This is a genomic window from Neobacillus sp. FW104-15D2, from assembly GCF_058790155.1.
Genome location: NZ_JBYTCJ010000003.1, coordinates 189,693 through 210,381, shown reverse-complemented (window position 1 = coordinate 210,381; position 20,689 = coordinate 189,693). Strand labels below are relative to the sequence as shown.

Annotated in this window: 19 protein-coding genes; 11 read left to right on the top strand and 8 right to left on the bottom strand. The window is 40.5% G+C overall.

The window, feature by feature from the left end:
* Nucleotides 1–60: 60 nt before the first annotated feature.
* Nucleotides 61–1,893 carry an aldehyde ferredoxin oxidoreductase family protein gene (locus AC3WR0_RS04455; protein ID WP_492551157.1) on the bottom strand — a complete coding sequence of 611 codons (1,833 nt, stop codon included), beginning with the start codon at nucleotides 1,891–1,893 and terminating at the stop codon, nucleotides 61–63.
* A gap of 222 nt (nucleotides 1,894–2,115) precedes the next feature.
* On the opposite strand from AC3WR0_RS04455, the gene AC3WR0_RS04450 reads away from it, so the two are divergent.
* From AC3WR0_RS04450 to AC3WR0_RS04415, 8 genes are all read left to right on the top strand, one after another.
* Nucleotides 2,116–3,141: a ThiF family adenylyltransferase gene (locus tag AC3WR0_RS04450; protein WP_492551156.1), complete on the top strand. Its 1,026-nt coding sequence runs from the start codon at nucleotides 2,116–2,118 to the stop codon at nucleotides 3,139–3,141.
* Between the two features lie 169 nt (nucleotides 3,142–3,310).
* Complete coding sequence (locus AC3WR0_RS04445; RefSeq protein WP_492551155.1) at nucleotides 3,311–4,384, top strand: polysaccharide deacetylase family protein; 1,074 nt, start codon at nucleotides 3,311–3,313, stop codon at nucleotides 4,382–4,384.
* An 81-nt stretch (nucleotides 4,385–4,465) separates the two neighbouring features.
* Nucleotides 4,466–4,597 (top strand): hypothetical protein, encoded by a 132-nt coding sequence (locus AC3WR0_RS04440; protein WP_492551154.1) that lies wholly within the window; start codon nucleotides 4,466–4,468, stop codon nucleotides 4,595–4,597.
* A gap of 255 nt (nucleotides 4,598–4,852) precedes the next feature.
* Nucleotides 4,853–5,677 carry an NAD(+) synthase gene (nadE, locus tag AC3WR0_RS04435; RefSeq protein ID WP_492551153.1) on the top strand — a complete coding sequence of 275 codons (825 nt, stop codon included), beginning with the start codon at nucleotides 4,853–4,855 and terminating at the stop codon, nucleotides 5,675–5,677.
* Nucleotides 5,678–6,083: 406 nt separating this feature from the next.
* Complete coding sequence (locus tag AC3WR0_RS04430) at nucleotides 6,084–6,533, top strand: C40 family peptidase (RefSeq protein WP_492551152.1); 450 nt, start codon at nucleotides 6,084–6,086, stop codon at nucleotides 6,531–6,533.
* Between the two features lie 147 nt (nucleotides 6,534–6,680).
* Nucleotides 6,681–7,202, top strand: a complete 522-nt coding sequence (locus AC3WR0_RS04425) for a hypothetical protein (protein ID WP_492551151.1) — start codon at nucleotides 6,681–6,683, stop codon at nucleotides 7,200–7,202.
* A gap of 24 nt (nucleotides 7,203–7,226) precedes the next feature.
* Nucleotides 7,227–8,078: an MASE3 domain-containing protein gene (locus tag AC3WR0_RS04420; RefSeq protein WP_492551150.1), complete on the top strand. Its 852-nt coding sequence runs from the start codon at nucleotides 7,227–7,229 to the stop codon at nucleotides 8,076–8,078.
* Nucleotides 8,079–8,264: 186 nt separating this feature from the next.
* Nucleotides 8,265–9,698 carry an amino acid permease gene (locus AC3WR0_RS04415; RefSeq protein ID WP_492551149.1) on the top strand — a complete coding sequence of 478 codons (1,434 nt, stop codon included), beginning with the start codon at nucleotides 8,265–8,267 and terminating at the stop codon, nucleotides 9,696–9,698.
* Nucleotides 9,699–10,072: 374 nt separating this feature from the next.
* On the opposite strand, the gene AC3WR0_RS04410 is transcribed toward AC3WR0_RS04415, so the two are convergent.
* Nucleotides 10,073–11,434 carry a HAMP domain-containing sensor histidine kinase gene (locus AC3WR0_RS04410; RefSeq protein ID WP_492551148.1) on the bottom strand — a complete coding sequence of 454 codons (1,362 nt, stop codon included), beginning with the start codon at nucleotides 11,432–11,434 and terminating at the stop codon, nucleotides 10,073–10,075.
* 671 nt (nucleotides 11,435–12,105) lie between these two features.
* Between AC3WR0_RS04410 and AC3WR0_RS04405 the strand changes: the two genes are divergently transcribed.
* Both AC3WR0_RS04405 and AC3WR0_RS04400 read left to right on the top strand, forming a co-directional pair.
* On the top strand, nucleotides 12,106–12,816 hold the full coding sequence (locus AC3WR0_RS04405) for a response regulator transcription factor (RefSeq protein WP_492551147.1): 711 nt from the start codon (nucleotides 12,106–12,108) through the stop codon (nucleotides 12,814–12,816).
* Nucleotides 12,794–14,164: a HAMP domain-containing sensor histidine kinase gene (locus AC3WR0_RS04400; RefSeq protein ID WP_492551146.1), complete on the top strand. Its 1,371-nt coding sequence runs from the start codon at nucleotides 12,794–12,796 to the stop codon at nucleotides 14,162–14,164. Before AC3WR0_RS04405 ends, AC3WR0_RS04400 begins: the two co-directional genes overlap by 23 nt.
* A gap of 51 nt (nucleotides 14,165–14,215) precedes the next feature.
* On the opposite strand, the gene AC3WR0_RS04395 is transcribed toward AC3WR0_RS04400, so the two are convergent.
* From AC3WR0_RS04395 to AC3WR0_RS04375, 5 genes are all read right to left on the bottom strand, one after another.
* Nucleotides 14,216–14,974 (bottom strand): (S)-benzoin forming benzil reductase, encoded by a 759-nt coding sequence (locus AC3WR0_RS04395; RefSeq protein ID WP_492551145.1) that lies wholly within the window; start codon nucleotides 14,972–14,974, stop codon nucleotides 14,216–14,218.
* Between the two features lie 121 nt (nucleotides 14,975–15,095).
* Nucleotides 15,096–15,854 (bottom strand): ABC transporter ATP-binding protein, encoded by a 759-nt coding sequence (locus AC3WR0_RS04390; protein WP_492551144.1) that lies wholly within the window; start codon nucleotides 15,852–15,854, stop codon nucleotides 15,096–15,098.
* A complete protein-coding gene (locus AC3WR0_RS04385) occupies nucleotides 15,851–16,549 on the bottom strand; it encodes an ABC transporter permease (protein WP_492551143.1) in 699 nt (232 codons plus the stop codon). Before AC3WR0_RS04385 ends, AC3WR0_RS04390 begins: the two co-directional genes overlap by 4 nt.
* Nucleotides 16,550–16,949: 400 nt before the next feature.
* Nucleotides 16,950–17,816: an ABC transporter substrate-binding protein gene (locus tag AC3WR0_RS04380; RefSeq protein WP_492551142.1), complete on the bottom strand. Its 867-nt coding sequence runs from the start codon at nucleotides 17,814–17,816 to the stop codon at nucleotides 16,950–16,952.
* The gene (locus AC3WR0_RS04375; RefSeq protein ID WP_492551141.1) at nucleotides 17,813–18,757 is read right to left on the bottom strand and encodes a substrate-binding domain-containing protein; all 945 of its coding nucleotides are present in this window, start codon (nucleotides 18,755–18,757) and stop codon (nucleotides 17,813–17,815) included. The genes AC3WR0_RS04380 and AC3WR0_RS04375 overlap by 4 nt, the downstream gene beginning before the upstream one ends.
* Nucleotides 18,758–19,062: 305 nt before the next feature.
* Between AC3WR0_RS04375 and AC3WR0_RS04370 the strand changes: the two genes are divergently transcribed.
* The gene (locus tag AC3WR0_RS04370) at nucleotides 19,063–19,725 is read left to right on the top strand and encodes an NAD(P)H-dependent oxidoreductase (protein ID WP_027320632.1); all 663 of its coding nucleotides are present in this window, start codon (nucleotides 19,063–19,065) and stop codon (nucleotides 19,723–19,725) included.
* Nucleotides 19,726–19,773: 48 nt separating this feature from the next.
* Here the strand turns inward: AC3WR0_RS04370 and AC3WR0_RS04365 are convergent, their stop codons facing one another.
* Nucleotides 19,774–20,553, bottom strand: coding sequence for an undecaprenyl-diphosphate phosphatase (locus AC3WR0_RS04365; RefSeq protein ID WP_492551197.1), 780 nt, complete (start codon nucleotides 20,551–20,553; stop codon nucleotides 19,774–19,776).
* Between the last annotated feature and the right edge of the window lie 136 nt (nucleotides 20,554–20,689).

Here is a 20,689-nt window from a genome sequence, read left to right as displayed (position 1 = left end):
ACGCGTAAGAACAAAAGAGCATCTGCCAAAAAGACTTGGCGAATGCTCTTTTTTTAATCTTTAAACGGATGGTGTTGTTTCAGAATTAATGATTCCAAGCTCACGAAGCTTTTGCTCAGGCACAACGCCATCTTTCCAGCCGCGGACCTGATAGTATTCTTCCAGCATGATATCCATTCTGCTGACTGCGCCAGTACTGTTTCCAGTCGCAGGCTCTTCAGTAAAACGCTTTGGAAGGAAATCATCATCACGCTTATCGAAGCCGGCCAGGTTATTATAATAACGCTCCAGGTTGTAAATCCGTTCGCCAGCTTTCATTACATCTTCAGCTGTCATCGGGATGCCTGTCATGGTGCTGTATTGGTCTGCATAATGCTCCGCATTTTCCGAGAAGGATGAGAATTTGCAGATATTCATGGAATCAGAAAATGCAAGCATATCCTGGAATACCCTTAATAATTCACCTTTTCCTTCAGGCTTAAGACGGTCTGTTGGTTCAGGGATTCCTGCAATTTCACTGGCTACTGTATAGCCGCGAAGGTGGCAGGCACCGCGGTTGCTTGTTGCATAACCAAGACCGATACCCTGTATCCCTCGTGGGTCATAAGCAGGGATAGACTGTCCCTTAACTGACATTGACAGCTCGGGAGCTCCCCATAGAGCTGTAGCTCTTGCGGGTCCTTCAGCAAGTACGCCGCCGAAGCCTTCACGGAAAGCAATTTTTCTTGTTAAATCAATCATATTATCGGCATCGCCCCAAATAAGCTTTTGATCAATAATGCCTTTTTCAAATGCTTCCATTGTTACGGAGAAGGCATGCCCAAGCTCAATAGTATCAAGGCCGTATTCATTACAGCGGTCAATCATATAAGAAATAGCTTCGGCATCGCTTAAAAGACAGTTGGAACCGAGGGACCAGGCTGACTCAAACTCGATACTCTCAACTCTAGTCTTATATTTGCCGTCTTTTACTTCAACTTCAATCTTACAGCCGACGGGACATGCGTGACAGGTATTATTTTTTACACGCAGGTGCTGGTTTACGTATTCACCGCTATGCTTCTCAGCTTCATCCCAATGTGTCATCTGGGAATTCTTTGTTGGAAGCGCTCCCACTTCATTGATTAAATTTGTTAACACATTTGTTCCATATACGGATAAACCGCCCTTATTTGGAGCTGTAAGCCCGCCCTCCAAAATGGCTTTAACTGCTTTCTTATTTGCTTCTTTATAGTCTTCCTTTAAAGCAGGTTCAGGCATATTGCCTTTTTGAGAAGCTTTGATAACAATAGCCTTCAGTTTTTTATATCCTGCAACAGCACCTGTACCGCCGCGACCCGCAGCCCGGTCGTGCTCATTAATAAAAGCAGCGAAACGAACTGTATTTTCACCAGCCTGGCCAATTGTCATAACGCTCAAATCATCCTGTCCATATTTATCCTGAAGGACTTTAATGGTTCCCCTTGTTCCAAGGCCCCAAAGATCGGAAGCATCGCGAAGCTCAGCTTTGCCATCTTCAATGTACAGGTAGACAGGTTTATCGCTTTTTCCGGAAAGAATGATATTATCAATTCCAGCCCACTTTAATCGAGCTGCAGTCCATCCGCCAATATGGGAGTCCGTAACAGTTCCTGTCAGAGGAGATTTGGTTACCACCGCAAGACGTCCACTCATAGACGATCGGGATCCAGTCACAGGACCAGTCATAATACAAATAATATTTTCTTCTGAAAAAGGCTCGACCTCAGGACCGTTATCAAGTACATACTTAACCCCAAGTCCACGGCCACCGATGTATTTTCTGGCATCGTCTTCATTAAGTCCTCTGTAACTGACCACACCTGCAGAAAGATCAACCAATACTTCCTTGTTTTTAAAACCGCCAAGATTCATCGTCTAAAGCACCTCTTTCTTTACCCTTAATTTAATAATCTCTATTTCGTATTTTGTCACATGACAAATAACGAAAATTTTGTTAAAAATTCTCTATTATTAAATATTAGATATCCGATCAATAAATTCCTTTTTCTATTTGAAAATTAAAAGAATTTTAGTAAAATTTTTAATAATGAATACAAATTATATTTTTTCATAACGGAAATGGGGAGTTCAGTCATGGAGATGGGGCGTTATTCTCGGCAGATTTTGTTTCCGCCGATCGGCGAAGCAGGCCAGGAAAAATTGAAAAAAGGCAGAGCCGCAATAGTTGGCATGGGGGCACTTGGTACAGTTATTGCGAGCCATCTTGTAAGAGCCGGTGTTGGGTTTATAAGAATTATTGACCGCGACATTATAGAACTCTCCAATTTGCAACGGCAGACACTTTATACGGAGAAAGATGCTTTCGATCAGCTTCCTAAAGCCATAGCGGCCAGACAAAGGCTAGGTGAGATTAACTCTAATGTAAAAATTGATGCAGTTCTCACTGATCTTAACCTTGATAACGGTGAAGATTTGCTCAAGGATGTCAATGTGGTCATTGATGGAACAGATAATTTTGCAACTCGTTATCTTATAAATGATATAGCAGTAAAACACAATATTCCTTGGATTTACGGAGGCGCCGTCAGCTCGAGAGGGATGTTTGCGGTAATTCATCCAGGGACCACCCCTTGTTATCGCTGCCTTTTTCCAGATGCGCCGGCAGGCAGAGGAGAAACCTGCGACACAGTTGGCGTTATTTCGCCAATCACTGACATTATCGGATCCTTTGAAGCAGTTGAGGCCTTAAAAATTTTAGTGGGGGAAAAATCGAATAAAAACCTGGAACAGTTTGATATATGGGAGAATGAATATTTTCAGATGGATATCACACAAGGGAAAAATCCTGCTTGCCCCTGCTGTGTCGGGCACCAGTTTGATTTTCTGGATCGTACGTCAAACAGCCAGACAGCCTTTACATCTTTATGTGGGAGGAATACCGTCCAAATTAATCCGCGGAGTGGCTTAGAGATTGACTTTGCTCAAACAGCTGAACGCTTGAGGAAAATAGGAAGGGTAGAATATAACTCATTTTTGCTTCGGTTTTTCCCGGACAATGAAATCACATTGATTTTTTTTAAAACGGGCCGGGCCATGGTCCATGGGACAAATGATGTTGCTAAGGCAAAATCCTATTATTCAAAATATATTGGCTCTTAAATGAAGGTAGATTCTTTTGGAATCTGCCTTAATTTTTGGTCACAAAGATGCATTTATATTAATTAATTTTATGGTTTAATAGATTTGTAATATTTTTGATATATTTGTAACTTCCTGGCACATAAATTCGTCTATTTATTAGACAAATACTTCAAAGAGGGAATGGAAAATGGCAAGAAATAAAAAACACCGATTTAAAAAAGTCCTCCCTGTCGCTTTACTCCTTGTGATTTTTTCTGCAGGAATGCTTGGTATGAATTTTTTTAAGGCTAAGGCCGATATAAAAAATTTTTCAGCCCGTCGGAATGCAAATATTCAACTGCCTCATGAAATCATAACCGCAGCCACTCCAGTAAACAATTCAAATAAACATATAGCAGACAACTCGCATGAAACGGAATTTTGGAAAGAGGAAAAGATTGAGGAAGAAAGAATGCTTGAGGAAAAGGCAGCAAGGGCGCATCAGCCAGCTGATCCGGCAGTTGAGCCCGTCGTAAAACCGGCAGCCGAGCCATCAGCAGCTCCACAGCCAGCAAAACCAGCACCGCAGCCAGTGAAACCTGTAGTCCAGCCGGTTAAAAAGCCTGTACCTGCAGTACAGCCGCCAAGTCCACCTGTACCAGTAAGTTCAAAGCCGCTGCCCGGCGGAAAAAGGACGGTATACCTGACTTTTGACGATGGCCCTGCAGCTTTTTCAGGAGAAATAATTTCTTTATTGGATCAGTATCATGCCAAGGCAACCTTTTTTATGCTTGATGGAAATATGAGAAGATATCCCGGAGCTGTTCAACTGATGGTGAAGGATGGCCAAAGTGTAGGCATGCACGGTGTCACACATGATAAAAAGAAATTTTATGCCTCTTCTCAATCAGTTGTTGGAGAAATGAATCAGGCTCATAATACCCTAAAAGAAATTAGTGGGGTGGATTCCCGGTTAATCAGAACTCCATATGGAAGTGCCCCTCTTATGACTCCTGCGTATAAGCAGGCTGTCGCACAGGCTAATTATCTAATGTGGGACTGGAATATAGACAGCAAGGACTGGTTCTACAGAGATCAGCGCTATGTTGATAGCGTTATAGCCCAACTTCAAAAATATTCGGGGAAAGGCGGGACTGTGGTTATTTTACTTCATGAGCGGAAGGAAACTCTTCAGTATCTGCCAAAACTATTAAACTATTTGGCAAGCCAAAACGTTGAACTTAAAGCGTTGAAAAGTTCAATGGCTCCTATCCATTTTTAACCCTTCAAAAAGACGTTTGATTCTTATCTAAAAAGGGAAATTTCTCTATGTAGCATCTTGAATCTCAAGGAGGTAAAGGAAATGGACAGAAAAAAAATGATGATGACAACCGTCGCCTTAGGAGCAGCATACTTACTTCGAAGCAAGAATTCTCGCGAAAAGTTGATGGGACAGGTGCAATCCTTTTCCGGACCGAAAGAGAAGAAGAAATAAGATGCAAACAAATTCAGCTCTGCCTGTCTTTAAGGCAAAAGGCAGAGCATAAATGCAATACATTAAAAACCCCTGTCTTACAGGGGTTTTTAAATTGTTCAACCCAAAAATCCGTTTCCTGCTTGAAATTAGAAACCATGAAACATAAATGCTAAAATAATGTAAAGATTCCTATGCAGTTTCTCTTAGAGTTTTTGGGGGAAGTATATAGGATATACATATTTACAATTAATGACTGATAAAGGAGTGGAAAAGATGGATTTTCAAAAGCGAATAATGGAAGATTTAAATGTTAATCCAAATATCAATCCACAGGAAGAAATCAAAAAACGGGTAGGGTTCCTTAAGGAGTACCTCGAAAAGTCAAAATCAAAAGGGTTCGTACTCGGTATAAGCGGAGGTCAAGATTCTACTCTAGCCGGTCGTCTGGCCCAGCTTGCTATTGAGGAGCTTCGCGAGGAGGGGAAGGATGCCCTCTTTATTGCGGTGAGGCTTCCTTACGGTGCTCAAAAGGATGAGGAGGACGCCCAGCGTGCGTTGGATTTCATCAAAGCAGACCGTGAACTAGTTTTTAACATTAAAGAGGCTGTAGATCAAGTGGAGAATGAATACAACCGCTTAGAGAATAAACAGTCGTTAAGTGATTTTCAAAAGGGAAATGTGAAGGCAAGAATGAGAATGATTGCCCAGTACGCAGTTGGCGGAATGGAAGGGCTGCTAGTAATCGGAACCGACCATGCTGCCGAGGCTGTTACAGGATTTTTTACAAAACATGGCGATGGTGGTGCGGACATCCTGCCACTTAGCGGATTGACCAAACGTCAGGGCAAGGCTCTTTTAAAGGAACTTGGTGCGGAAGAGAGATTATATTTAAAGGTTCCTACTGCGGACCTTCTTGATCAAAAGCCAGGCCAGGCTGACGAAACAGAGCTTGGCATTTCGTACGATGAATTGGACGATTACCTTGAAGGCAAGACAGTATCAAAGGAAGCGGCTGCTAAAATTGAACAGCGTTACTTGATATCTGAACATAAACGGCATATGCCCGCATCCATGTTTGATCAATGGTGGAAGGAATAATTCAAGAATAGATGAAAAGACGGGAGCTTCTTTCCCGTCTTTTACTTTTCTCTAATTAAAATTGACTTCTGTGGGAGCTAAATCTAGTTTCTCTAGATTTTAATAGAGCACATCTTTTATAGGAAAGTCATAAAATAGACACTAGTCGAGAGTCCCTCAAGCAAAAAATATAGAAGAAGAAACTAGACTTTATTATTACAAAAGCATTGATATGTAAGGGTTTTCATGTGTTTTTTGTGTAAAAAAGTAGGGCTTTTCTGTCGTTTTTAGTAAAAATAACAATCATTTTGTAACACAAATGAAACAATATTAAAATAAATCTGTAAATTTTCTCCCCCTATTTCTATGAGATACTGATACTAGATTAAGAGAGAGACAAATCACTAAAATGAAATCGGGGGACATCATGAGAAAATTACTTATGACAGCATTTATTGCAGCAACTCTTTTCATCAGTGGATTTGCCGGATCGGGAATTAATAAAGCGGAAGCTGCTTCTTATGGAGCGAGTGCTTCAAATGTAGCTAAGAAATATATCGGAGTTCCTTACAGATGGGGAGGAACAACACCGCGCGGTTTTGACTGCTCAGGTCTGGTAGGCTATTCCTTCAAGGCAGCAGGGAAAGCGCTGCCACGTACTGCATCGGGAATGTATAGCACAGGAATGTTTGTAGCTAAAAAGAGCATGCAAAAAGGTGACCTGGTTTTCTTTGCAACTTATACAAAGGGAGCAAGCCACGTAGGAATCTATCTGGGATCAAATCAATTTATTCATGCAAGCTCAAAAGGGGTACGTGTCGACAACTTGTCAAACCCTTATTGGAGCAAAGCGTTTTATGGATCAAAGAGAATCTAACCTCCTTAGGGAGGTTTTTTGTTTTTATTCCCCCTTTTTTAACTTTTTAAACATCCCTTAAACTGTCAAAAAGGTCTGGTCGGAAAGTATTTTTCCTTTTATATAATTGAGATAAAGAAGATTATCTCGAGGGGAAGGAAAGATGTTTTGAAAAAAGTATTATATATATTTGTTGGAATTTCGCTATTTGCAGGATTAATTTCACTAAAATATTTCACTAGTATTTTTGATAGGAAAGAGACAGCAATAGTTAAGGAAGAATCGTATAAATTTCAAAAAGACTTTTCAGACAAAAAGAAACTGAGTGAAGCAGTTGATAATATTTTCATTGGCGAGGTTATGAAAGATTCGGGAAGAGAGCCAATAACCGGGCACCATGAAACACAATATGAAATTCGTGTTACGCAAAATATTAAAGGAGCACTCTTAGGAGACATTACCGTAAATCAGCAAGGAGGTTACTTTAAGGAAAAAGGCAAGTTATATCTTTTTCACTATAAGGGTGATCCGATGCTTATCCAGGGGCATATGTACTTATTTGCGGTAAGCCGCGGAGAAAAAGGTACTTTTGAAATGATACCAAAGTATGGCCATATTGGGTTGAAAACCGAGAAAAAGAAATACCAATTAATTGACGAGTTTAAAAGTGCCACGGATAGCAAGCAATGAAAATAAGAGGTTGTCCTGATTTTCATGCTGATGGTATTGCTTCTCCCGGATAAAAAATTAAAAAAAGATTATCGAACTGCTGCCCTTCTTCTTTCCGCTTTCTTTGTAGGAGTAGTGGCCTTTCTAATAATTTTCTATGAAAAAAGGCTGCCAATGCTGGTGGTTGAGGGAAAAGGAACCACCTTTATAAAAAATGGGATAGAATATGCAGTCAGCTTTATGCAATTTTTATCGATTATTATCTCCCTTTATCAATATTATCTCGAAAAAAAACTAAACCAGCTATACGTGGCTTTAGCCTTTACCTTTTTGTTTTTGTCTGAATTAAATTTCACGATTTATTTAAGTATATTTGATATCGATAACTTTTCTGGCCATCTTTTTAAAATGGTGGGTTATTACTTTATCCTAAAAGGTATTTATTTTTCTTCGTCAAATGATACAGAAGATATTAGGGAGGAAGATTCCTCTAATGAGATAGAGGCTGTAATGATTGAACATCCGGGAATTCTATTTAAATTTAAAAAGATTGGGGATCATTTTGTATATTCGTACTGTGATGGAGATCTTTTATATCAGATGGGTTACTCCCCCAGTGAAATGGTGGGAAAAGATGTTTCTGACTTTTTTTCCGGAAAGGAAAGTAATATTTTTGATTTTTACCAATTCGCTTGGGAAACTCGTGAAAGGATTACTTTTACCGCCCGATGGAGAAATAAATCCATTGTCATTTCACTTAAACCCCTTTTCGAAGGAAGAAATAAGAGTGAGGTAATGGGTGTGGTTACGGACATTTCAGATATTGTACAGACAGGCCAAGAGCCGAAACCTTATCCCCCTGTAATAGACATCCTGCGGTTTCGACAAGGCCAATAAAGAACATCTTTTACAGAGTCTCCTCTTGAGAAGAGGGGCTCTTCTATTTAGAGAACTAATTTTAATACTCTAACACTTTAGTGAGATAAATTTTTCCATTGACATTAAATGATTGGGATTGTATCCTTGTACAGGTTAATGCCATTTTTATGGAAAATAAAATTCCTGAAAGGGGAATAATACCTCATGGGAAATTCAAATAAATTAGGTTTATGGATATTAACGGCTCTTGTCGTTGGAAATATGGTTGGATCGGGAATTTTTATGCTTCCAAGATCATTGGCTGAAGCAGCAAGCCCGGCAGGTGTAGTTCTTGCATGGCTTTTAACCGGTGCAGGAGTATTGATGATTGCGCTTGTATTTGGAAATTTAGCGATTCGAAAGCCAAATCTCACTGGTGGACCGCAAATTTATGCTAAAGAGCTTTTTAAACCAGACTCTCAGGCATCAATTTTATCAGGGTTTATGTCTACATGGGGATACTGGCTTGGAAACCTTGCAGGGAATGTTGCTATTATTACTACCTTCGCAAGCTATCTGTCCACATTCTTCCCAATTTTAACTAGCAATGCTAAGTGGTTTACTATTGGCAGCTTTTCATTGAAAGTTGGAAATGGTTTAACCTTTATTATATGTACAGTCCTTCTTTGGGGAACACATTTTATTATTTTACGCGGTATGGAGAATGCAGGTAAATTAAACTTTGCAGCTACCGCAGCAAAAGTTATTGGTTTTTTCCTTTTTATCGTAATTGGGCTGTTTACTTTTGAAAAAAGCAATATGCTTCCTATTCTTGCAGAAAGAAAAGATGAAGCAGGACATGTTCTTGGCCTTATGTCTCAAGTAAATGGTGCAGCCGTAGCAACATTATGGGCTTTCATAGGTGTTGAATCTGCAATGGTGTTTGCATCACGTGCGAAAAAGCAGATAGATGTTAAACGTGCAACCATTCTGGGATTGGTTATTGCTCTTGTAATCTATATGGGTATTAGCACCCTTGTTATGGGTATGTTAGATCAAAAGGCACTTATTCACTCGGATAAGCCTTTAATTGATGCGATTCAAACTGTACTTGGTCCGATTGGCGGAAAGCTGCTTGCAGGGATTGGATTAATAAGCTTGCTTGGTTCTACTATTGGCTGGGTAATGCTCAGCGCAGAGGTTCCGTATCAGGCAGCTAAACAGGGCATGTTCCTTCCAGTCTTCTTAAAAGAAAGCAAAAAAGGCCTTCCAAGCTTCTCTTTAATTGTTACTAACGCACTTGGGCAATTATTTATTTTCTCAACAGTTTCGAAATCAATATCACAGGCTTTCGATTTTGTCATTGTAATAGCAACACTTTCTTATCTGGTTCCATATTTGATTTCATCTGTCTACCAAGTAAAATTGGTCGTTACAGGTGAAACATATAAAAGTAGCCGCTCAAGAATAGTTGATGGTATTATCGGGTTGCTTTCTACTGTTTATTCCGTTTGGGTTATAGTTGCAGGAACTGCAGATATGAAAACCTTCACGTTTGGTGTGATTATGCTCGCGAGCGGCATTCTCTTCTACAGGCCAATGCTGAAGCATCGTAAAAAAGTAAACCAAGAAAAACAGAAAAAGGCTTTATCAGCATAGATAATTGAGGGGTGCCCAAAGGGCGCCCTTTTTGAGTTAATTAACATTTTTCATCCATATAAATTCTGAAAGCACGGCAGACAGGAGAAGGAAAGATCGTCAGCCTTGCCTCGCAAAAGAAAAAGTAGATCCTTAGAGGATGTGCCGTTTTGAGCGTGTTAAGAAAAGTTAAGTCTTCCACCATAAAGGACTAGCCGAATGCTATTTTTTCTGCTGCTTAAAGAGAATTTTTATTAAAATAACCTTCCCGGATTGGGAAGGTTTATTTTTAATGGAGGTTCAGCTGGTCACCAAGCTCCATGTCGTCTATGCAGAAAGCCTTAACTGGCAGTTTACTCAGATAGTAGCTTATCTGAACGGGAGCTGCGCTTTTTTTACAATATAATCTCAAACGTAGTGCCATTATTAGTTTCACTCGTTACGGTGATTGTACCGCCATGTGCCTCTATCAACTCCTTGGCAATGGAGAGGCCAAGGCCGGAGCCGCCCAGGGCTCTTGTCCGGGATTTATCGACACGGTAAAAACGATCGAATATTCTCGGGAGGTCTTCTGCCGGGATTCCTTTTCCTTCGTCCCTGACTTGAATCATCACTCTTCCGCTATTTTCTTTTGCCTCAAGCATGACCTTTGTAAATGGCTCAGAGTATTTTCTCGCATTATCAAGCAGATTTAGAATGACCTGTTCAAAACGAATGGGGTCAATATCTGCCGACAGTTCGGCAGAACATTCAAATTGGAGGTCCATATTATTTTCTTTAAAAGCGGGAGCAATTTTTTCATATAGCCCTCTAAAATACGGGCAAAGCCGGACTGTTTCTTTTTCTATGGAGAATGTATTTTCATCCATCTTGGCTAAATTAAATAAATCCTTTACCAGCTTGGCCAGCTTAACTGATTCTTCATGTATAATCGCAAGATATTGAGATTTGTCTTCATCATTGGTTTCCGGTCTTCTTGAAATATCTGCATATCCTTTTATATAGGTTAGTGGGGTGCGCAATTCATGTGAAATGCTTGCCAGGAATTCATTACGTTCATTTTTTAATCCTTCTAAATCCCTTGCTAATACAGTGATCGACTCCCCTAATACTCCTAGTTCATCTTTTCCTAGTTTCGGAAGAGCTACACTAAAATCACCTTTACTAATCCGTTTCGTTGCTTCACTCATTTTTATAAGCGGGTGGGTAACAAGTCTTGTTAAAACAACAATCATGATAAACATGAAGATGAGGGAAAGAATTCCCGCAAGTAAAAAATGCCGGTTTAATCCGGAAATGAGCTCTTTGATTTTTTCTGTTTTTTGAAACATATAAACATAGCCATTTACCTTATGTCCGATAACAATGGGGCTGATGGATGCAATATACGGTTGTTGCTGCCAGTCGTCTTCCAAAATCTTGCCTTCATGAGGGGTTTTTCTGTGCTGTTTTTTAATGATACGTCTCATCTCAGGCTCCACTTTATTGGAGGACATATAAATCGTGCCTTTAGTGTCCGTCAGTATAACCTGTGTATCTGTCTTAGATTCCATTAAAGCGATATGTTTGACCGTTTCCTCATGGTAGGAGGCTTCAAGAATTTCCCGATGATTGTTGCCCCTTGTAAGAAGAGCCGACAGCTCATCATGAATCCTGGAATGAATAATATTATTATGAAGAAAAAACATCGAGATTGACTCCAGAAGCAAAACAGCCAGGAAGAAAAACAATCCAATTTTAAATGAGATTTTGTTCATACAATATCGCCCCCTTTCTATAGAATACATCAAAACTAACCAAGGCCGCTGTGTCGATTGTAGCCAATTTTTAAAAAGTAATACCTGAACAGTCGGCAAGTCTTCGGTGCCATGTATGAGCGCGCTGGCAGTTCGTCAACGGAAAGGGAGCAGATTTTCTCTTATTTATATAGACTGTTAAAGCTGTTTTTAGTCAATGGGGCGTGTAGTGGAAGGCGCGAGACTGGAGCGGTAATAGCAGGTAAAATGAGAGACCCCGCAGGCCAGTCAACGCTGGGAAGATTCCTTTTTGCTCTGCTCCACAGGCCAACCTTCATCTCATCGCAAAGCCGCAAGCAGCTGTTTACAGATGCTTCTCAAGAGGCGGGCAGTAGCGCAAAGTGAGTGCCTAGAGCGAAGTTTCAATAGGCAAGCTTAAAACCAAAAGTAAACGATTACTGAGGTCAAAAGAAAGAGGATGCCTCAGCGTCCGAGGCATCCTATGTATAAAAAAGGGAGGTTAAATAAAGGGTAGAGCTGGATGGTTCAAACTTTAATTCCTAATCACATTTACATCTTATCGGGAAAGATTGAAGATGTTATGAAGAACTTGTGGGGAATTTGTGAAGATGAATTTTGTCAGGATTAAAAATGATATGATGGGGGTGTAGATAGAGGGAGTGTGAGGGGCCATGAAAATCCTGATCGTCGATGATGAAAAGAGAATAATAGAAGTCCTCGAGGCCTATTTGGAAAGGGAAGGCTATGAAATTCATTCTGCCGATAATGGCATTGATGCACTAAAAAAGGCTAAGACCATAGAACCTGATCTAATGATTTTGGATCTAATGCTTCCTGACATTTCGGGGGAAGAAGTTTGCAGGCTTGTCCGGAAAGAATCCGATCTTCCTATCTTAATGCTGACAGCAAAATCCGCAGAGGATGATCGCATAAATGGAATTGTGATGGGCGCGGATGACTATGTTTCAAAACCTTTCAGTCCAAGAGAGGTTGTCGTTAGGGTTCAGGCCATTTTAAGAAGGGTTAAAAAGGCTGAGAAAAAAGACTCCATTTCTTTTAATAAAAAGAAGCTAGTTATTGATTTGATAAAAAAAGAAGTAACGGCATACGATCATTTAATCAGCCTCACTCCTATAGAATATAAGCTTTTAACGAATATGGCGATGAGTCCTGGAAGAGTTTACAGCCGCTTTGACCTGCTGGAGAAAATTCAGGATGAAGGGATGTACTATGAAGGCTATGAGCGGAGTGTGGATACACACATTAAAAACCTCCGCAAGAAAATTGAAGGGGATCCGAGACAGCCGATCTTTATCCTGACTGTTTTTGGAATGGGATATAAGTTTGGAGGGACCCTGGATGCTGCAAACTCTCCGGTCTAAAATATTATTCTACTTTTTACTTATCAGCATGATCGGCATTTTATTTGTCAGTTTTTTTATCCAGTGGGGCTTTGAAGAAAGCTTTAAAAACTATCTGGATACCAATCGGGAAAAAAAGATCGAACGTGTTGTCCTTGCAATTGAAAAGGATTTTAAAAGCAATGGCCGCTTTACAAGCGAACCGATTATTGGCCTTCATGAATATGCATTGACAGATCAGCTGTATTTTCAGCTTTATGACAGGTTCGGACAGCTCCAGATGGATTCATCAAGCATTAGGGGAATGATGAATGGCCTTGGGTTAACCGAGCCTATTAAGAATAAGGACGAGTGGCGCAGCAAAACCTATAATCTTAAAGTAGATGACGCCCGGATTGGCAAGCTCGTGGCTATTTATCCTGAGGGCTTGATCGATGATGAACATACATTTCTTCAAACCATTCAGTTATATATCTATGCTGCAGTCTGTTTAACCATCGTATTGGCCATCCTGTTTAGCCTTATCTTTTCAAGGAAACTGACTGCAGGGTTAAAAACTCTTTCGTTCGCAGCGCATGAGCTGCAAAGACATAATCTTACCGTAAGGACGCCATTAAAAGGGCTTCCTGATGAGGTGAAGCAGTTGGCTGTATCCTTTAATAATCTGGCTGAATCCCTTTCAAAGGAAGAGATGCTACGAAAGCAATTTACGGGAGACCTGGCTCACGAGCTCCGAACGCCGCTTGCCACATTGAGAAGCCAGATTGAGGCTTTCCAGGACGGTATTTGGGAACCTACCCCACAGCGATTAAAGCAAAGCCATGAAGAACTAATGCGGCTAGTTCGGCTTGTCAATGAACTAGAAAAACTGCTGGCAGCTGAAAATCCGCAGATTAAGTTAGAAAAGACTGATATAGAGGCAGGAACATTCCTTGCTGATGCATGGGAAATGTTTTTACCGATTTTTCATCAAAGAGGTATTGAGCTGCAGATGGAGCCATTTGAACAAGAGGAATGGTTTAAGGCGGACAAAGACAAGCTCGTGCAAATTCTATCAAACATTCTTAATAATGCATTAAAATATACACCTGAAGGAAAAATGGTTTCGCTCGCTGTTCTGCAGGAAGAGGATTATGTCGGCTTTCAGATCAGGGATGAAGGAGCCGGTATGGATGAGGATGATATCCCCTATATCTTTGAACGGTTTTATAGAGGGGATAAATCCAGGGACAGAAAAACCGGTGGCGTTGGCGTTGGCTTATCCATCGTAAAAGCGCTTATGGATGCCCATAAAGGAAAAATTCAGGTTAAGAGTAAACTGAAAAGGGGTACGACTATCAATCTTTGGTTCCCAAAAGAAGAGGATTAAAAGATACATTTAAAGCCCTGCCGGGTGTCCGGAAGGGCTTTAATAATAAGTCTAACTTAAAAGGTCATTTACGTTATAAATTTTTCCGTTAATGATATTTTCGCCAAGGATAAGGTCAACTAATGCATTACCAACTGTTTCCGGCTTTCTAAGCATGCCCTTCTCCTTGTATTCCTTAAAACGGTCAAGGTCCTTGAACGCCTCCGGTTCGGCAGACCGGATCGTTTCCTGCATTCCAGTATCCATTATCCAAGGGCTAAAAGCAATAATCTGATTGGACGTTTCCATGCTTTCCTGCTCAAGGGCAGCAGTTTGTGTAAACATGTTAAGTCCTGCCTTGGCACTGCAGTATATACTCCAGCCTTCTATCGGGTGCTCCCCAGCCCCTGAAGTTATATTTACAGATAAGATAGATGTTTCAGTATTCTGGGACTTTTTGAAAAAAGTATTTGTAATCAGGATCGGAGCAGCCAGGTTGACTTGGAAGTTCCTCAAAACCGGTATCTGGTCAAGGTTACCGACTTGCTCAATCGGCTCCACCACCCCTGCATTATTAATCAGATAAATCTTCTCCGGCTTCTTTTTAAAAAGATCGAAAGCTAAATCGGAAAAGACCTCCTGTACTTCTTTCTCTAATGCTAGGTTGCATGTAATGTGCCGGAAAGAATAGTTATTCTCTTCCGAAAACTTGGCAAGGGCTTCATTTTCGGTTCGTGATATCGAGATGACCGAAATGCCTTCCTCTAGCATTCTTTTAGCAGCCGCTTCTCCAAGTCCGCGTGATGCACCAGTTATAATAGCGTATTTCATAATTTTTTCCTCCAGGGCTGAACATGTATGGTTTAAGATTCAGCACTTTCATTTCAAATACTATTTTATCAACTGACAAAACCCTTTAGCAAAAAAATAGCATCAAAAAAACAGACGGCCATTAAACCATCTGTTCCCTGGTGGTTAAAAGATAAAATCGTTTCCACTCATTTAAAAAGGTAGCTGCAAGCTTATTGGGACGGTCTATAACATCTCTGGTGTTTCCTTCCTGAATAATCTGTCCATCTATCATGACAGCAAGCCTGGAGGTCAGGTATTGGATTTCTGATAAATCATGGCTAACAAAAAGACAGGAGGTTCCTGTTTGTGCAGTAATTTTTTTGAAGTCTTCCATGAGTTTAATTTTAGTAGGGAAGTCCAGAGCTGAAAAAGGTTCGTCAAGAAATAAAATTTCTGGCTCTACAATCATGGCTCTGGCGAGATTAACCCTTTGTGATTCCCCACCTGAGAGTAAGCGGGCATTTTTTCTCGCTATATGGCTGATCTGAAACCTTTCCATCCATAATTCTGTTTTCTCTTTAATGATCTTTTTAGGAACGCTCCTTAACCGAAGAGCTAAGGAAATATTTTGGAAAACGGATGAGTCAAGGAGCAGTGACTGCTGCATCGCAACGGCGAACTTTCTTCTTGTTTCAATAGGAAGAGAATTTGCTGAAACTGTTTCTTCCCGATAAAGTATGCTGCCTGAAGTATGCTTTTCCAGGAAGGCCATTACCTTGAGGAGAGAGCTTTTTCCAGCGCCATTGGGCCCCATGATTCCTTTAAATTCATTTTGCCCCAGCTGGAAACTGTCTATATTTAGAATCTCTTTTTCTCCTGCATGATACTTTACATGATTAAGCTGTAATAATGGTGTCATAGGTTTCGCGTCCTTTGCTGAAGAAAAGTCAGTGTTCCGGTTATCAAGAAGGCGGCAGACAGCAGAATAAATGAAAGGGCGAGCGCAAGGTCAAAATTCCCTTTTGAGACTTCCATAACTATGGTTGTTGTGAGGATCCGGGTGTCTCCAAGTATATTTCCGCCTACCATCATGGCAGCTCCAACTTCAGCAATTACACGGCCAAATCCGGCTATTATGGCGGCCATTACTGCAATCCTTGATTCCTTTAAAAGAATGAGCAATGTTTGCCTTTTGGTAGCACCCATGGCTTTTATTTGTAAAAGCAACTTATCATTAATCTGCTGGAATGCGGAGCTCGTCAGGCCAGTAATAATTGGGAGTGATACAAGAACCTGAGCCATCACAATCGCTGTAGGTGTATAGAGAAGCGAAAACTGGCCGAGCGGGCCGGAACGCCAAAGAAGAAGCGTAATCCATAGTCCTGCAACCACAGGGGGAAGCCCCATGCCGATATTAATAAATACTAGAATGACTTTCCTTCCTTTAAATCGTGAAAGTCCAAGAGCCATGCCAAGCGGAAGGCCAATTATGGTGCTTATAAGGATAGAAGTGAAGGACACTCTTAAAGTAAGCAGCGTAATTCTGATTACTTCTGGATCCGCTGAAAGAATGATATCCAGGGCCTTTTTAAGTCCATCGATGATTAGTTCCATTTTTCTCCCGCCTTATAAATATCAGTAAAAACAAAGGTAAGGCCCCATAAAAACAGGGCCTTTAATGTTTTCCGCTTACGGCCCCTCGCTTTCCGCGGGCGATCCGGGAGCATCCTCGACACTTTGCGTCTGCGGGGTCTCCCCAGGACCGCTTTTCCCGCTGGAGTCACGCGCCTTCTGCTCCAATCAGCATAGTGAAAAATCAACATTATGCTTTAACTCTGCCTAAAATCTTTAAGAAACTTTAGCGTCAAACCACAAATAAGTTTAATGTCATTCAGCTTCAGTGTGCGCATCGCACGTATAAATGCGTTAACTATTTCAAGAGTGACCTAACGATATTAGCCTTTCATCATCTAGTAAGAGTGCTTGTGCTTTTTGTTCGCCAATATGTTTTTTCTTATTCAGTATATTGATGGAACAGCGGCTGTCCGTATTCTTTTACACCAAAGTCCTTGATGATGTCCTGAACATCTTTGCTAACCATGAAATCAACAAACTTCTCAGCATCCTTGCTGTTTACCTTGTCATGCTTTTCAGGGTTTACCTGCATAACGTGGTAAATATTCATCAGGTCCTTGCCGCCTTCAACCACAATTTTCAAGCCTTTCAGGTTCTTTTCCTGTGCAAGCCATGTTCCGCGGTCTGTCAGTACATATCCTTTTTTCTCTGCTGCTACCTGAAGGGTGGCTCCCATACCTTGGCCAGTCGAAATATAGTTGCTTCCGGATGGTTTAATATTTAGGGCTTGCCATAGAGACAATTCCTTTTTATTAGTACCAGAATCATCACCTCTGGAAACAAAGACTGCTTTTGAATCATAAAGCTTTTTGAAAGCTGCATTGATATCATCTCCTGATACACCTGCAGGGTTTTCAGAAGGGCCTGCCAAAACGAAGTCATTGTACATAACGCGCTTGTAATTGATTGCATCACCGCTGTCTACAATTTCCTGCTCTGATTTTGGAGCATGAACAAGAAGGACATCAGCTTCACCTTTAGTTCCCATTTCAAGAGCCTGTCCGGTACCGACTGCAATGGTTTTTACCTTTACGTTGTTTGCCTTTTCAAACTTTGGAACTAGAATATCAAGCAGCCCTGTATCCTGTGTACTGGTAGTAGTAGCAAGAATCAGTTCAGTTGGAGCCGCTTTTTTCGGGCTTTCCTTTTTATCTTTTGCAGTTGCTTTTTCTTCACTTGCATTTCCGCATGCTGCCAACATCACAAGAAGCAGGACCAGCATACTGGCTAAAAAACTTTTTTTCATAGTGTAGAAACCTCCGTATTTGTAGTTTGATAAATCATTTTTCCAAGATCGTTAATTTCGTATCCTTCTAAATTGGTCAGACTGTTTTTAAAAACAATCGATTGCAAGTAGTTAAGTGTTGCAGAAAGTGCTTTCTTGTTTTCCGGCGTCCAGCGAAAAACAAGATCAAATTGTTCTTTAGCTATTGGGATAAAGTCCAAACCCAATTGGCTTGCTGCAGAGCGGATTCCAAATGCTGCATCTGCTCTGCCGCTGCTTATATAAGAAGCAGTCGATAGATGATTCCATTCTTCTGTTTCATACCCTTTAATGTTTGAGGGCGATATGTCGAGTGACATAAGCTTAGAATCTAAAAGGAATCTCGTACCGGAGCCTTTTTGCCGATTAACGAATTGAATATCTCTTCTTGTCAGGTCTTCAAACCCTTGGATGTTTTTCGGGTTGCCTTTGCCGACAAGCAGGCCTTGTTCTCTTGAAGCAAATCGTATGACAGAAATTTGTTCATACACAAAAAGCTGTTTAATAAATGGAAGATTATATTCTTGAGATGATGGGTCTAAAAGATGCACGGCAGCTATATCACTTTGGCCTCTGTAAAGCATCATGAGGCCTTCAAGGCTCCCAATATATATAGGAAGAATCTGTTGGGCAAGATCTGATGAAGCATTCTTAACAAAATGTTCAACGAGAAAATCATGGCTTCCTGAAAGTCGTACTGGCGTGGCAGTATCCACTGGTGAAATATCCAGCTGCTCCAATTCTTTCCGTGCTGGAGCTTTAGTGCTTTCTTTGAACCTATCAATCTCGGCTTGTTCGATTCTCATTTTATTTCCGATTTTAAAGGCTCTTAATTCCCCCCTCTTAATTAACTCGTAGACAGTGTGCTTTGAAATTTGAAAGATTTTCGCAACCTCATCGGGAGTATAAGCTTTTTCTTCCACTTTGCATTCCTCCTTGAAAGGTGTTTAACAAAAGTATAGTAAGAGATTTTCTTCGATGCAGTGATTATAGTTACGTTTTGTTGAGTTTTGTTAAGTTTTATATACTTTTGTTCTGTTTTGTTTAAATATATGGGAAAAAAAAATACTCGACAAGAAGGAATTTTTAATAGTCAGTCAATATAGGGGCGATGCGAATACAAAATTCACATAAAGTTCACTAACGTCACTGATTGTTCAACCGTTAACATTAGATTTTTTTGTACTATAAGGAGAGAAGAAAATACCGTGCAAGGGAAGGGATCCTGATGGCTAAGCTGTTATATATTACTGCAAATCCTAAAAACGACGTAAAACTATCTAAAGGAATGCAAATCGGCGAGGTTTTTTTAGAGGAGTTTAAAAAGATACAGCCCGATGTTGAAATAAAAAAAATGCATTTATATGATATGGATATTCCTGAAATAGATATGGATCTTCTATATGGCAGAGCTAAACTTTCTTTTATGGGGTACACCTTTGAACAGCTATCTGAGGGTGAGCAAAAGAAGCTTACCGACATGCATGCACTTGCTGACCAGTTCATTGATGCGGATTATTATGTATTTGTTACACCATTATGGAATCTCGGATCGCCGTCTGTTTTAAAAGCTTTCCTTGATAATTTATTTATTGTTAATAAAACATTCAAAAACACGGAACATGGTCCTGAAGGCTTGCTGACGGGCAGAAAAGCTATTCATATTCAGACCAGGGGCGGCATTTATACAACCGGTCCAATGGTGGACTTCGAATTTGGTGACCGTTTCCTAAGAAAAGCACTTGGATTTTTAGGACTGGAGCTTTTGGATTCTGTCATAGCTGAGGGAATGGACCATTTCCCTCAGCAGGCCGCAGAGATTGTTGCAGATGCAAAGAAAATAGCAGCAGAAGCAGCAAGAAAAATGGCATTAAGCCCTGCAAGAGTTTAATGATGATAGTGAAAAACGCGGCCTGCATTGGCCGCGTTTTTTTAGTATTTAAAACCTCCCGGTAAATTGAAAGAACAAAATCACTAATCCTAGAGCCCACACGTAGATGGCAAATGGCTTGAGAGAATGGTTTTTTAGGTAGCCGACCATCCATTTAACGGCGATATAACCAAAAACGCCAGAGGCAATAATTCCAACAATTAATGCAGACAGTGAAATCTCTTCACCTTTACCTTCAAATAAATCAAGAGATTGGAGAACAACGGCTCCGGCTATTGCTGGAGTAGAAAGCAGGAATGAGAAATAAGCGGCTGTTTCCCGGTCTAATTTCCTCCATAAAGCAGCCACTATAGTCATACCTGAACGAGAGATAGCTGGAAAGATAGCGACCGACTGAAAGACCCCAATAATAAAGGAATCCGCATAGCTGATATCATCCATTTTTTTATGGCCATTCTTAATAGAGTCTGCCAGCCACAGGAAAACCCCCGTAATCAAAAATTCCCAGCCGATTGTAACGCCCGTTTTGGAAATTTCTTCGAAGTAATCCTTGAATAGTATTCCAATCACAGCTGCAGGTATTGTGCCGACAATTAAAAGGAAAGTTAATTTACTAAATGGTTTTTTTAGGATTTTAATAAACTCTGCTCGGTAAAAAATGAGGATAGCAACCAAAGTTCCCAGGTGGAGCATGGTATCTAGCATTAATCCAGCTTCCTGCAAATGAAACAGTTTTCTTCCAAGATATAAATGGCCAGTACTGCTTATCGGCAAAAACTCAGTTAATCCCTGAATAATTCCAAGAATAAAAGATTCCAATTTTGTCAGCATACAAAAACCTCGCTTATTTCTAATATTTTATATGTACCTGGCTTCCTTCTTCATTTTAGGTGGACAGTCTTATACCGTCAATATAAGAAGGGGATTATTTCCAAAAACAAAAACCTATATATTAAATAGTACA